The sequence below is a fragment of the Extibacter sp. GGCC_0201 genome (assembly GCF_017566055.1).
Classification (GTDB): domain Bacteria; phylum Bacillota; class Clostridia; order Lachnospirales; family Lachnospiraceae; genus Extibacter.
In genome coordinates this window covers 1-219 of the sequence record NZ_JABFCH010000199.1, presented here as the reverse complement: position 1 = coordinate 219, position 219 = coordinate 1, and the positions used below count along the sequence as shown (strand labels likewise).

The 219-nt window shown below is 43.8% G+C and carries 1 protein-coding gene; it reads right to left on the bottom strand.

What is annotated here, in order from left to right; translation table 11 throughout:
* Window positions 1-219, bottom strand: a 219-nt coding sequence (locus HJV72_RS19245) for a hypothetical protein (RefSeq protein WP_208073484.1), incomplete at both ends; no start/stop codon positions are given.

Here is a 219-nt window from a genome sequence, read left to right as displayed (position 1 = left end):
AGTCAGGGATATTCTCTTTGAAGTAATAAACAACAAAGTCTTCGTCGAAATCCGAAACACGCTCGTTTGAGCAGGCGGGACGAATCGTTTCCAGAACGGCGTCCAGATAATGATGGATCTCGTCTTCCGGCATATTTTCGCTGACGATAGCCATATCGAGATATTCGTCGTAAGTTACATCGTCTTCAAATGGGATTCTGATAATCAGGCTGATAACTC